At 43.6% G+C, this 13,657-nt stretch carries 10 protein-coding genes and 1 tRNA gene; all 11 read right to left on the bottom strand.

Going from position 1 to position 13,657, the window contains the following annotated elements:
- Nucleotides 1–28: 28 nt before the first annotated feature.
- The 11 genes from LU279_RS04005 to clpX all read right to left on the bottom strand — a co-directional run bounded on the left by LU279_RS04005 (nt 29) and on the right by clpX (nt 13,566).
- Nucleotides 29–976 (bottom strand): hypothetical protein, encoded by a 948-nt coding sequence (locus LU279_RS04005; protein ID WP_274421279.1) that lies wholly within the window; start codon nt 974–976, stop codon nt 29–31.
- A gap of 51 nt (nt 977–1,027) precedes the next feature.
- A complete protein-coding gene (gene glpK / locus LU279_RS04000) occupies nt 1,028–2,524 on the bottom strand; it encodes a glycerol kinase GlpK (RefSeq protein WP_274421278.1) in 1,497 nt (498 codons plus the stop codon).
- A gap of 99 nt (nt 2,525–2,623) precedes the next feature.
- The gene (locus LU279_RS03995) at nt 2,624–3,526 is read right to left on the bottom strand and encodes an undecaprenyl-diphosphate phosphatase (protein ID WP_274421276.1); all 903 of its coding nucleotides are present in this window, start codon (nt 3,524–3,526) and stop codon (nt 2,624–2,626) included.
- Between the two features lie 214 nt (nt 3,527–3,740).
- Nucleotides 3,741–6,956 (bottom strand): carbamoyl-phosphate synthase large subunit, encoded by a 3,216-nt coding sequence (gene carB / locus LU279_RS03990; protein ID WP_274421275.1) that lies wholly within the window; start codon nt 6,954–6,956, stop codon nt 3,741–3,743.
- Nucleotides 6,956–8,032 carry a carbamoyl phosphate synthase small subunit gene (locus tag LU279_RS03985; RefSeq protein ID WP_274421274.1) on the bottom strand — a complete coding sequence of 359 codons (1,077 nt, stop codon included), beginning with the start codon at nt 8,030–8,032 and terminating at the stop codon, nt 6,956–6,958. Before LU279_RS03985 ends, carB begins: the two co-directional genes overlap by 1 nt.
- 176 nt (nt 8,033–8,208) lie before the next feature.
- Entirely contained in the window at nt 8,209–8,535 is a 327-nt protein-coding gene (locus LU279_RS03980; protein ID WP_274421273.1) for a hypothetical protein, read from the bottom strand.
- Nucleotides 8,536–8,553: 18 nt separating this feature from the next.
- On the bottom strand, nt 8,554–8,961 hold the full coding sequence (locus LU279_RS03975; protein ID WP_274421272.1) for a helix-turn-helix domain-containing protein: 408 nt from the start codon (nt 8,959–8,961) through the stop codon (nt 8,554–8,556).
- Nucleotides 8,962–9,252: 291 nt separating this feature from the next.
- Nucleotides 9,253–9,336: transfer RNA gene (locus tag LU279_RS03970), tRNA-Leu, on the bottom strand.
- A gap of 155 nt (nt 9,337–9,491) precedes the next feature.
- Nucleotides 9,492–11,255 carry a hypothetical protein gene (locus LU279_RS03965; RefSeq protein WP_274421271.1) on the bottom strand — a complete coding sequence of 588 codons (1,764 nt, stop codon included), beginning with the start codon at nt 11,253–11,255 and terminating at the stop codon, nt 9,492–9,494.
- A gap of 92 nt (nt 11,256–11,347) precedes the next feature.
- Entirely contained in the window at nt 11,348–12,112 is a 765-nt protein-coding gene (locus LU279_RS03960; protein ID WP_274421270.1) for a zinc ribbon domain-containing protein, read from the bottom strand.
- A gap of 26 nt (nt 12,113–12,138) precedes the next feature.
- On the bottom strand, nt 12,139–13,566 hold the full coding sequence (gene clpX, locus LU279_RS03955) for an ATP-dependent Clp protease ATP-binding subunit ClpX (RefSeq protein WP_274421269.1): 1,428 nt from the start codon (nt 13,564–13,566) through the stop codon (nt 12,139–12,141).
- Nucleotides 13,567–13,657 lie beyond the last annotated feature (91 nt).

Below are 13,657 nucleotides of genomic sequence, written 5' to 3'. Positions count from 1 at the left end.
GTGAGCGTTTTTGGGTTTTACACTTGTATTATTCTTCGGTATCATAGTAGCCGTCATCAGAGCCATCTCCGGCATCTACATAATCATCGCCGCTTCCGCTGTCTGAACCTCCATCATCAGAATTTCCGGCATCTGAACTTCCGTCATCTGAACTTCCATCATCAGAGTTTCCACTATCTGAGTTTCCGCTATCCGAACTTCCATCATCCGAGTTTCCGCTATCGGAACTTCCGTCGTCAGAACTTCCATCATCATAATTCCCGTCATCCGAACTGCCATCGTCTGAACTTCCATTACCATAATTCCCGTCATCCGAGCTTCCATCTTCTGAAGTTCCATCATCGGAATAACTGTCATTATAGCTTTCATCATCACCGTAACCGGTCTGCTGAGAATTTTCCTTTGTATCTTTTTCTTTTTTCTCTGAAAGACTCATATAGCGAAGATATGCGGTTGATGTGTCCTCATCCAGTGTCAGTGACGCTTTTTCCATATCGCTAAGCTCAATACTGTAAATTTCATAAGTATTTCCATCTGCGGTTACAAGCTTCATGTCATACAACGCACCGGAAGGAGCGCCGACGTCTTCGGAACTCTCATCTTCTGCAGAAGTCTGTACAGATTCCGGGGTATAAAACATCTGAACCTGATCGGAGGCTTTTATTGCAAATTCTCTTGGAACCAGATTCTCTCCCCAGTCCTCTCCGCCGGAAACCATAAGATACAGTTCTCTTACATCTGTTTTCAAACTGTTTGTAAGATAAATAAATTTTGACTGAGAGGTTTTTTCACCAATCTTGCGTGGCGCCGGTGTGGAAGTAGGCGCCGGTGTGGCTGTTGCCGGAGGCAGTGTGGGAGTAGCTGTGGGAGCCACTGTAGGAACAACCTCCTCCACTTTTTTATCTGAACCGCATCCTGCAAGTGTCAATGCCATTGCTGTACTGACTGCAAATACTATTTTTCTGGATTTTTTCACTTGAATCTACCATCCTTTCCGGATTCATAAATATGAATCCAAACAAAATATCTATTCGTCCTTTGCCCACTGGAACGTACAGCGTACTGCTTTTTTCCATCCTTTCAGAAGGGCTTCTCTCTTCTCCGGGGCAACAGAAGGAGAAAATTCTCTTTCCTGCTTCCAGTTCTGCCTGATTTCTTTTGCGTCCTTCCAGAATCCCACTGCAAGTCCCGCCAGATATGCTGCTCCCAATGCGGTTGTTTCAATGCAGCTTGGACGCACTACCTGAACATCCAGAAGATCTGACTGAAACTGCATCAGGAAATTATTTGCGCTTGCGCCTCCATCCACACGCAGGGAACCCAGTTTCATTCCGGAATCCCTTTCCATAGCATGGATCACATCTGTAACCTGATATGCCAGGGATTCCACTGTTGCTCTGATCAGATGAGCTTTTCCGGCTCCCCGGGTAAGCCCCAAAACCGCCCCTCTGGCATACTGATCCCAGTAAGGCGCTCCCAGACCTGTAAAGGCAGGAACCACATAAACCCCATTGGTATCAGGCACAGAAAGACAATACAGCTCTGATTCCGGAGCGCTGTTGAGAATCTGCATTTCATCTCTCAGCCACTGTATTGCCGCACCTGCCACAAACACACTTCCTTCCAGCGCATATCCCGGTGTTCCGTCAGGGTTCACAGCTATCGTTGTAAGAAGTCCATGCTCGGAGCAGACTGCCTGATTTCCAGTGTGCATCAGAAGAAAACAACCTGTTCCATATGTATTTTTTACATCTCCGGGGCGGAAACAGCACTGTCCGAAAAGCGCTGACTGCTGATCCCCCGCTGCCCCTGAAATCGGAATCGAACCACCGATAAGATTCTCATTGGTATATCCGTAAATACAGCTGCTTGGTTTTACTTCCGGAAGCATGGATTCAGGAATCCCAAACCGTTCCAGAATCTCTTTATCCCATTGTTTTTTGTAAATATCAAATAACATTGTACGGGAAGCATTGGTGTAGTCTGTAACATGAACCTGACCTTTGGTAAGTTTCCAGATCAGCCAGGTGTCTACCGTGCCAAAAAGAAGATCTCCTCTGTCTGCCGCCTCTCTGGCTCCGTCCACACAATCCAGGATCCATTTGATTTTTGTAGCAGAAAAATAAGCGTCCGGAACCAGTCCTGTTTTTTCTCTGATCTTATCTGCAAAACCGTCTTTTTTCAGATCCTCGATCATATCCGAAGTACGGCGGCACTGCCACACAATAGCCGGATAAACAGGATTTCCTGTTATTTTATCCCAGACAATCGTTGTTTCTCTCTGATTTGTAATTCCAATAGCTGCAATGTCCCCTGCGTCAGCTCCGATCTTTCCCATTGCCTCAATGGCAACAGCCATCTGAGAGGACCAGATTTCATGAGGATCATGCTCTACCCAACCCGGTTTTGGATAATACTGGGCAAATTCTTTCTGCGCAGAACTGCAGATATTTCCCGTCTTATCAAAAAGGATGCAGCGGGAACTTGTGGTTCCCTGATCCATTGCCATAATATATTTTCCCATAATGATGTACCTCCGTTTCTGCAGCCTGTTGCAGCTGCCGGCCAAAATCCTGCTCATTCCCCTGTATAACAGAATTCTGCCCTGTATATCCCTTATTTTTTATCCAATTACATTCTTTCCGATAAAATATCCAAGCACAAGAACACCCAATACGATTCTGTACCATCCAAACGCTTTAAAGTCATGCTTTTTAATATATCCCATCAGGAACTTGATCGCCAGTATGGATACAATAAACGCAACCAGAACGCCTGTAATAAGAATCAGAACTTCTCCGGCAGTAAAAGCAAATCCGAATTTTACCAGTTTCAGAAGGCTGGCGCCAACCATAACTGGAATTGCCAGGAAAAATGTAAATTCAGCCGCTACCGTTCTTGAAGTTCCAACCAGAATACCGCCAATGATCGTAGAACCGGAGCGTGAAGTTCCTGGAATTACAGACAAAACCTGGAAAAGACCGATCAGAAAAGCAGTTTTAAAGCTCATGGTCTGAAGAGATCTGCAGGTCGCTTTTCGTTTTTTGTTGTAATTTTCTATAAAGATAAAAATCACACCATAAACGATCAGAGCAATGGAAACAACCACGTAATTGTTAAATTTTTCCTCAATGATGTCGTTAAACGGCAATGCGATTACAATGGTGGGAATACATGCCACAAGGATCTTAAACCACAGCATCCATTTATCCTTGTCGCAAAATCGCTCCACAAAAATCATGATGCCTCTTGCTACAGCCGGCTGTTTTGCTATAATCGCCCTTTGTTTCTTTGGAATCTCTCTGATATAAAAAGGCCACAGCTTGCTCCAGTACAGCACCACCACTGCCAGGATCGCGCCAAGCTGGATCACCACCAGAAAGAATTCTTTAAACTCCGGAGTCACATTAAGTTTAATAAATTCATCCACCAGAATCATATGTCCGGTACTGCTGATAGGAAGCCATTCCGTAATGCCTTCCACAATACCCAGAAACACGGCTTTTAAAAATTCAATAATATCCATTCTTTCTTCCTTTCATTTTTATTTTATGCCGGGGATTTTCCTTCTTTATAACAAAGAAATTTTCTGCCCTGCTGTAAGTATAACACAGTTTTTGTTCTCATAAAAGAACAAAGAGTCACTGTTCATATGCAATATTCTGCAAGATAACAGACGCAAGTGATCCCAAAAAGCCAAAAACCGGAGAAGCCTGCGCCTCTCCGGTTCATATTTGTTTTTATCTGTCTGCGATTGTTGCAATATCGATCAGTGTCAGATTGTTAAGATCTGTATTTTCAAGACTGGTTACAAGAGCCTCTGCAGTATCAAGACTGGTCAGTACATTTACGCCTGTCTCAATGGCATTTCTGCGGATTACGAATCCGTCTTTCTGATGCTCTACACCCTGAGGCGGAGTATCAATTACAACGTCGATCTTGTGACCCAGGATCAGGTCCATAAGGTTTGGCGCCGGCTGCTCCAGTTTGTTGGTACGGATTGCCTTGATTCCGTTTTCTTTCAGAACCTTTGCAGTTCCTCTTGTAGCATAGATACGGTAGCCAAGAGCCTCAAAACGTCTTGCAATCGGAACAACCTCTTCATGATCTTCCTCTTTTACAGTGATGATCATGTTGCGGTGCTTCGGAAGTTTGATGCCTGCTCCGATAAATGCTTTGTAAAGAGCCTCGTTAAAGGTTTCTGCAATACCAAGGCACTCTCCGGTGGATTTCATCTCAGGTCCAAGGCTGATGTCTGCGCCACGGATTTTTTCAAAAGAGAATACCGGCATCTTAATGGCAAAATGTTTTGCCTCCGGCTGAAGTCCCGGCTCATAACCCAGATCCTTCAGTTTATATCCCAGGATCACTTTTGTTGCCAGCGGCACGATCGGAATTCCTGTTACCTTGCTGATATACGGCACGGTACGGCTGGAACGTGGATTTACCTCGATTACATACACTTCTTCGCCGCATACAATAAACTGAATATTGATCATACCTACCACATGAAGCGCTTTTGCAAGACGGCGTGTGTACTCTGCAATAGTTTCCTTAGCAGTTTCACTGATAGTCTGTGCCGGATATACGGAAATACTGTCACCGGAGTGGATTCCCGCACGCTCAATATGCTCCATGATACCAGGGATCAGAATGTCCTCGCCGTCACATACAGCGTCTACCTCGATCTCTTTACCCATAAGGTATTTATCTACCAGAATCGGATGATCCTGCGCGATCTGGTTAATGATTCCAATGTATTCTTCCACGTCTTCATCACTGACTGCAATACGCATTCCCTGTCCGCCAAGAACATAGGAAGGACGTACCAGAACAGGATATCCCAGTCTGTTTGCAACTTCTTTTGCTTCCTCTGCAGTGAATACAGTATCTCCCTTCGGTCTCGGGATCTGGCACTGCTCCAGGATGCCGTCAAAGAGCTCACGGTCCTCTGCCGCATCTACATCCTCTGCAGATGTTCCAAGAATCTTCACGCCCATTTTCATAAGCGCTTCTGTCAGCTTAATGGCAGTCTGTCCGCCGAACTGAACAACCGCTCCGTCCGGTTTTTCGATTTTTACGATATTTTCTACATCCTCAGGTGTCAGAGGCTCAAAATACAGCTTGTCTGCAATATCAAAGTCTGTGCTGACAGTCTCAGGGTTGTTGTTGATAATGATTGTTTCATAGCCTTCTTTTTCAAAAGCCCAGGTACAGTGTACAGAACAGAAGTCAAATTCAATACCCTGACCGATACGGATCGGGCCTGATCCAAGAACAAGAACTTTTTTCTTATCCGGTGTGGAAATTGCTTCGTTTTCTGTATCCGGTCCGCCATAAACAGAATAATAGTATGGTGTTGCAGCCGCAAACTCCGCTGCACAGGTATCTACCATTTTATAGGCTGCACGGATATTGTAGCCCTCACGGAGAGCCTTGATCTCAGCCTCTGTTCTTCCGCAGAGATTTCCGATCACATAATCCGGGAATTCCATGCGTTTTGCTTCCAGAAGAAGTTCTCCTGTCAGCGGCTGGGTCTTCAGTGCCTGCTCCATCTCAACAAGGATTGCGATTTTGTCAATGAACCAACGGTCAATCTTTGTGATACGGTGGATATACTCTTTGGAAATATCTCTTCTGATGGCTTCCGCAATTTTCCAGATACGGCGGTCATCTACAACAGCCAGTTCCTCAATCAGCTGATCCTCGGTAAGTCCGGTAAAATCATAGGACATAAGGCTGTCCACATGCTGCTCCAGAGAACGGATAGCTTTCATAAGAGCTCCCTCAAAGTTATGGCAGATACTCATAACCTCTCCGGTTGCTTTCATCTGAGTAGTCAGTGTTCTCTTTGCAGTAATAAATTTATCAAATGGCAGACGCGGAATCTTTACAACACAGTAGTCCAGCATCGGCTCAAAGCTTGCATAGGTTTTTCCTGTAATAGCGTTGGGAATCTCATCCAGTGTGTAGCCAAGAGCGATCTTTGCCGCAACCTTGGCGATTGGATAACCGGTAGCCTTACTTGCAAGAGCAGAAGAACGGCTTACACGTGGATTTACCTCGATAACACAATATTCAAAACTCTCCGGATGAAGAGCGTACTGAACATTACATCCGCCTGTGATTCCCAGCTCTGTAATAATATTCAGAGCAGAGGTACGAAGCATCTGGTATTCTTTGTCTCCGAGAGTCTGAGATGGGGCAACTACAATAGAGTCACCTGTGTGAACGCCTACCGGGTCAATGTTCTCCATATTGCAGACAGTGATGCAGTTTCCTGCGCTGTCACGCATTACTTCATACTCGATCTCTTTCCAGCCTGCAATGCAGCGCTCTACAAGAACCTCGCCCACACGGGAAAGGCGAAGACCATTTTCAAGAATCTCTCTCAGTTCATATTCGTTATTGGCAATACCGCCGCCACTTCCCCCAAGAGTATAAGCAGGACGGAGAACAACCGGATATCCGATGGTCTTTGTAAATGCAACACCATCTTCAACTGTTGTTACTACTTTGGAGGCTGCAACCGGCTCGCCGATCTTCTCCATAGTATCCTTAAATTCCTGACGGTCCTCTGCCTTTTTGATCGTTTCTGCAGTGGTACCGATCAGGCGTACATTGTGTTCCTTGAAAAAGCCTTTTTCTTCCAGCTCCATTGCAAGGTTCAGACCGGCCTGACCTCCCAGTGTAGGAAGCACACTGTCCGGTTTTTCTTTCAGGATCAGCTGTTCTACCACCTCTACAGTCAGAGGCTCAATGTATACGCGGTCAGCAATATCTTTATCTGTCATGATAGTTGCCGGGTTGGAGTTAAGAAGTACAACTTCCATTCCCTCCTCTTTCAGAGAACGGCATGCCTGAGTACCTGCATAGTCAAACTCTGCTGCCTGGCCGATAATAATCGGACCGGAACCAATCACAAGAACTTTATGAATATCTTTATTTCTCGGCATTATCTGTTTCCTCCCATCATTTCCATAAATCGGTCAAACAGGTAGCTGGAATCCTGCGGTCCCGGGCATGCTTCCGGATGGAACTGCACGGTAAAGATATTTTTGCCTACATAGGCCATACCTTCATTGGTGCCGTCATTTACATTTACAAATGCCGGCTTTGCGATATTTTTCGCCTCAAGCTGCTCTGCATCCACCACATATCCGTGATTCTGAGAAGAAATATAAACTCTTCCTGTTGCAAGATCCTTCACAGGATGATTTCCGCCTCTGTGTCCGTATTTCATCTTATGAGTGTCTCCGCCTGTTGCAAGCGCCATAAGCTGATGACCCAGGCAGATTGCAAAAATCGGAACATCAGATTCATATAACTTGCGGATTTCTTCTATAATAGAAGTACATTCCTTAGGATCCCCAGGTCCGTTGCTGAGCATGATTCCGTCCGGATTATCTTTTAAAATTTCCTCTGCCGGTGTCAGAGCCGGGTAGATTGTTACCTGACAGCCTCTCTCATTAAGAGAACAGGCAATGTTCCGTTTTGCTCCAAAATCCATCAGAGCCACCTTCGGTCCTTTGCCTTCCAGAACCTCTTTTTCATGGCAGGTAACCTTTTCCACTACTTTTCCAGTTGTATATGCTTTTAAACGGGGAATAATTGCATCTAAATCATAGTTTTCATCAACTGTGATCATACCATTCATGGTACCTTTTTCACGAAGAATTTTTGTCAGGGCTCTTGTGTCAATGCCCGCAATTCCCGGAATATCATGTTTTTCCAGAAAATGCTGAATGGTATCAACGCTTCTGAAGTTGCTGGGGATACGGGATAATTCACGAACAATAAATGCATCTATCCACGGTTTCCTGGACTCCTGATCCTCATAACAAATTCCATAATTACCAATCAGCGGATAGGTCATACAAACAGCCTGTCCAGCATAAGACGGATCAGTCATCACTTCCAGATATCCGGTCATAGATGTGTTAAAAACGATCTCACTGATTACTTCTCTGGCTGCGCCAATACTGGTTCCTGTAAACACATGGCCGTCTTCTAATATCAGAAATGCTTTCATACAATCTCCCTTTCTCTTGTTTTATCCTAAATCTTCAAGATTATATCACAAGAAAATTTCTTTTTCAACACAAAGAGAGGCTGAAAAAAATTATGTTCTACTGAAAAAAATTCTGATTATTCCCTGTGCTGCTTTTTACAAATTAAAAGTATAACTATACACTCATTTTTATTGTATTATAATAAAATCGCACATACCATACCAATGATCCCCGTAACCAGGAACAGCAGTCCCACACCCACTGCTTTTTTTCGCCTTTCCAGTTCTTTTTTCTCACTTTCACTTATATTTATAATGGGATATTTTCTTCTTCCGATCAAATACATAATAAGACCGCCTGAATTATTTCCACTCATTGTAAGAAAACCCCAAAATTTCGGATGTTTTAATTTTCTGGCAGACGCATCTATTACAGTCATATAATAAATCTGAAATACAACACATAATGCTCCCGAAAAGGCAACTGCTCCACAAATCACTGCTAAAACTGTAGTAAAGTCCATAATATCCTACTCCCTTTCCTAAAATCTTTTTATAATCTGATATAGCAATACTGATGAACTGATAACCATAAGACAAAATATTCCCACCAGAAAATAACGGTTATTCGGAATAAACATATTTAATGTTATCAGCAACGCTACAATAATGACATTAGCAATAACAGCGCCTGTCATTTTCTGATTACTTTTTACAACATTTGTGCTTTCTTCTAAATGCTCTATCATTTTTTCATCACCCTTCAACAATACGTCAAGGCTTATAGAATATAGATCACTCAACGCTATCACGCTGATAATGTCCGGATAGGATTTTTCATTTTCCCAATTTGAAATTGTCTGCCTTGATACATTAATTTTTTCTGCAACATTTTCCTGTGTCATCCCGGACTGAACTCTTGCATTTTTCAGTTTTTTACCTATTTCCATTTTCGTATTGCTCCTTTCGGTGCCCATTATTATAGATCCAAGATCAAATGTCTATCAAATACTTTTGACAAGGCTTATTTTTCCTGTCAAAATCCTTTTACATCATCTCAAAACAGAGCTTTTATCCAAGTATACTTTCTTTACACATTACACACAACAAAAAAACGCCATAAATGGAAACAAAATCCATTTGATGACGTTTATTACTCTCACAAAACTTATCCAATAAAAAATTCTTTTTACACAAGATGTCTTCTCCTTACAGAACATCCCGTGTTTTCAAAAAAATAATGCAGGAGATGGGACTTGAACCCACACGATCTTGCGACCACAGGCACCTGAAGCCTGCGCGTCTGCCAATTCCGCCACTCCTGCATTTCTTATTTATCAGCCGCTCTCTCGCGACTGCTTAATTATAATACCTCATGTTCTAATAAAAGTCAATAGGTTTTTTCAATTTTTTTTAAAAATTCGCGAAATTTTTTCAATTCCATGCAAAAGCCTGCTTTTTTGCTGGTTTTACAGGGATTTTATTCCCGGACGCTGCCCTGGATCTGATATAAATCCACATTTCCCAGCGTTCTCACAAATACTACTTCCGCATTTTTATCATAGTTCTGCCTGATGTAATCCAAAGTCAGCTGGATATTATCATCAATCAGATAAACTTTTTCATTTCCAATCATATCTTTATATGGATTTGTGATCCCATGCTCCTGCATTTCCTTTACAATCCCCGGAGTTCTACATTCCCATCCACTGAACCAGTACAGATTATCAAGAAGATTTTCCGGCATAGGGTCAAAAGGACCGTAACATACAATCTCTGATACCGTACCGCTTTTTGCAAGATACACATGCTCTTTGTCTGTTCCGATAGTTTCCAGCACTGCCCGCTGGCTTACCCGCGCTTTTGGAATCTCTCCGGTGGTCATTCTCCAGTCGCCATACCAGAAGCTCTGGCAGAACAGAAGCGCTGCAATACATAGGACAAGTCCCCATTTCCCGGAAATCTTATCCTCAAAAATCATCCGGACAGATGACAAAGCAGATTTCCCTTTTGAAAATTCATTTGTTTCCCCCTGCTCTTTTACAGTGTCTGCCAGTATCCATGCCATTGTCAGGCATACGCTGAACCAAAGACCAACATCTACTCTGTTCACCAGGTATCTTCCCTGAAAATAAAGATAAAAATTCAGTCCTCCCAGCATAAGGATTTCTCCGGCAAGGCCAAGCCACGCAGCATATCCCTTTTTTGCCAAAAGCAGCCACAACACAAAAAACAATAGAACAACCCAGAATGCTTTCTGCCGGATCACATCACCAGGAAAACGCTTTACAAAAGAATGGATTACGTTTCCGGAGAGTACCTTTTCCGGTTTCTGCTCCGCCAGTTTTTCCATAACCTCTGTGGTAAATTTTTCCGGATCATTAAAATTCCAGGTTCTGTAAAGCTCATATGCTTCTCTGGAAATTCCCAGTTCCTGATATAAAGATTTATTGGACTCATAATCCGGAAATCCATAATCCAGAAGCTCTGATCTAAGGTTATTAAACTTCTGATACTCCTGCCACTGAGGTTCCCTGTACATCAGGCTGTCTGCACAATCCACAGCAGCCACAGTCAGAAGCAACATTCCAAATGTACCTGCACACAGACCGAATCTCTTCCACTCTTTTCCCGAAAAGCGTTTTTTAAGCGTGAAAACAAAATAAATACCTATACCTGCCATCAGCGCGCTGCTGGCAAAAAACTGATCCTCTCTGTACATAAATCCTGTCATGCCCAGAAGAATACCCGCCGCAGCCTCCCAGATACAGAATTTTTCAGAAGTCACCACATGAAAAAGAAGCAGCACAGCTGCCGCCGCCGCTATTCCTGCTGTTTTGGTAAACTGGATATGAATATAGCTTTCGTAGCCGAACACCCACAGAAGAATCAGGGACAGATATAAGCCCCAATAGCCTTTCATCCGGTTCATAAACACATAGGTCACTGCGCTGAAGGCTGCCACAAGCACAGCATACTGCACAATCGTATACCAGGGCAGTCTGCCTGTAACCTGATAAAGAAAACGGTATACAAGTCCGAGAATGTAGTTCTGAAATACAAGACGGGGAGTTTTCACTCCCCGCAGTCCACTTCCAAACTCGGCAAAAACAATATCATCATTTGTTTCAAAAGACGGGCGCATAACACATGCCATCGCCAGCATGACCATAAGGTTTACTCCCAGGGCAAACCACGGACTTTTTCGCTTTCTGTCTATCGCTGCCAGAAATCTGGTTTTCATTAATTTTCCCCTCAAAATCTTTGATCTTACACTGTCATATTCGCTGTATAGCCGGAATTTTCTGTTTCATGATACACGGCTTCCAGTAAAACTTACTGCTCTGACGGTTCCTCCGGAATTTCAGATATTTTATCTGTTCCTGATTTTTCTTTTAATGCTTCCTCTGTTTGTACGGATTCCGACTGTTCGTTCTGAGCTTCAGAGGAAAGCTCTTCTGCTGTTTCCGGCTGTTCACCCGACACTTCAGTTTCCGGCTGTTTTTCTGCTGTTTCCGGCGTCAGAATTTCCTCTTCTGTTTCTTCCGGTTCTACTGTATCTGTTTCCGGCTTTTCCGCAGATTCTTCTGAAACCGCCTCTGCCTGCTCCACTGTATTCGTTTCTTCCGGTTCTGCTGTATCTGTAGTAACCTTCCATGCCGGAGCTTCTTCCTGTTTTGCAGCTTCCTTTATCTTTCCATCAATAACACTGCCTGCAATCTCTCCCTTTTCTTTTGTTGTACAGGCTGCTCCACAGTGATGGCAAAATGCAGAATCCTGATCTACGACTGTTCCGCAGGACGGACACACCTTCTTTGATCTGACTCCTGCCATTTCTTCTTTATACTGCTCAATCTTTGTCATTCTCTGATCAATCTGCTCGCAGAGTCTTTGCTGAAGGTCATCCAGCGGTACGCCTTCCCGATATCTCCTGTAAAGAACCTTACCCAGTTCTTCCATGATCTTCTGAATCTGCTTTTCCTCGCCGGAAATTTTATTTTTCAGTTTCTGAGTTCCGTACAGAACCTCTGCTCGTCCACTGATTTCTCTGGCAGTTTTTGTGATTGCATCTCCAATTTCTTCAAAAAAATCCTTTGCCATAACCGTTTCTCCTTTCCGGTCACCGTTTACTGAGCTGTTTCCAGAAGCGGGATTTCCTGCCCTCTCAGAAGGATCTTCGGTCCGCCGTTTCCTTCAATATATTCTCTGGTGATCACAACCTGTCCAATATTGTCATCTTTTGGAATTTCATACATAATATCAAGCATGTATTCTTCCAGAATTGCCCTCAGTGCTCTGGCTCCTGTCTTTTTCTCCATGGCTTTTGCCGCAATCGCATGAAGAGCACCCTCGTCAAATTCCAGCTTTACCTCGTCCAGTGCAAGAAGCTTCTGATACTGTTTCAGAATAGCATTTTTCGGCTCCATGAGTATCTTCACAAGCATATCCTCAGAAAGTCCGTCCAAAGTAAAGATGATCGGCAGACGTCCAATAAACTCCGGAATCATACCAAAGCTTTTGATATCATCTACGGTAACTTTTTCCAGAAGATGGGGATCATTGTCATACTTGTCTTTCAGATCAGCATAAAATCCGATAGACGCCTGTCTGTTCAGGCGTTCTTTGATAATGTTTTCCAGATCCGGGAAAGCGCCTCCACAGATAAACAGAATATTTCTTGTATTCACAGTTGTCAGGGGAACCATTGCATTCTTACTGTTCGCCCCTATCGGCACTTCCACTTCACTGCCTTCCAGAAGCTTCAACATTCCCTGCTGAACCGCCTCGCCGCTTACATCTCTCTGATTGGTATTTTTCTTTTTGGCGATCTTATCAATCTCGTCAATAAAAATAATACCATGCTCTGCTTTTTCTACGTCATTATCTGCAGCAGCAAGAAGCTTGGATACCACACTTTCAATATCATCGCCAATGTAGCCTGCCTCTGTAAGAGAGGTAGCGTCTGCAATGGCAAGCGGTACATCCAGAAGTCTGGCAAGAGTTTTTACAAGATAAGTTTTTCCACTTCCTGTCGGTCCGATCATCAGCATATTGGATTTTTCGATTTCGATTTCATCCATGGTGTCTGTTGCCACACGCTTATAATGATTATAAACTGCAACTGACATTACCTTTTTTGCATAATCCTGCCCGATCACATATTCATCCAGCGCAGCTTTGATCTTATGAGGAGCCGGAATCTTCTTCAGATCCAGAACCGGCTTATGTTTCTCCTCTTTTTTCTTCTTTGGCGCGCTCTGCTGCTGTGACATCTGGTTCTGAAAACTTCCCAGATCAACCATGCTTACACCGGGCATATTAAAAATATCGTTATAATTAAACTTTCCACTGCTCATCTGCTGATTCATGGTGTCAAAGCTTCTCTGCATACAGTCTGAGCAGATATGTATATTATTCGGAAGATCGATCAGTCTGCCCGCCTGCCGCTCAGATCTTCGGCAAAGGGAACAGAATTTCTCCGGTCCATGTCTATCCTCGTCTTTATTCTCATGATCCTCTTCCTGAATTATCTCATCTTCGTATTTATCTGTCATATGAACTCCTTTCCGTTCTGTCATAATACAAAACGCACAGGTGGTCAGCCCTGTTTCTCCAGGTATCTGCCGCCTATGCGTCCATTATATC

Origin of the sequence: Blautia sp. XA-2221 (assembly GCF_028767025.1) — a bacterium.
Classification (GTDB): Bacteria; Bacillota; Clostridia; order Lachnospirales; family Lachnospiraceae; genus Blautia_A.
Note: the sequence above shows the minus strand (reverse complement) of the source record. Positions and strands in the feature narration are given on the sequence as shown.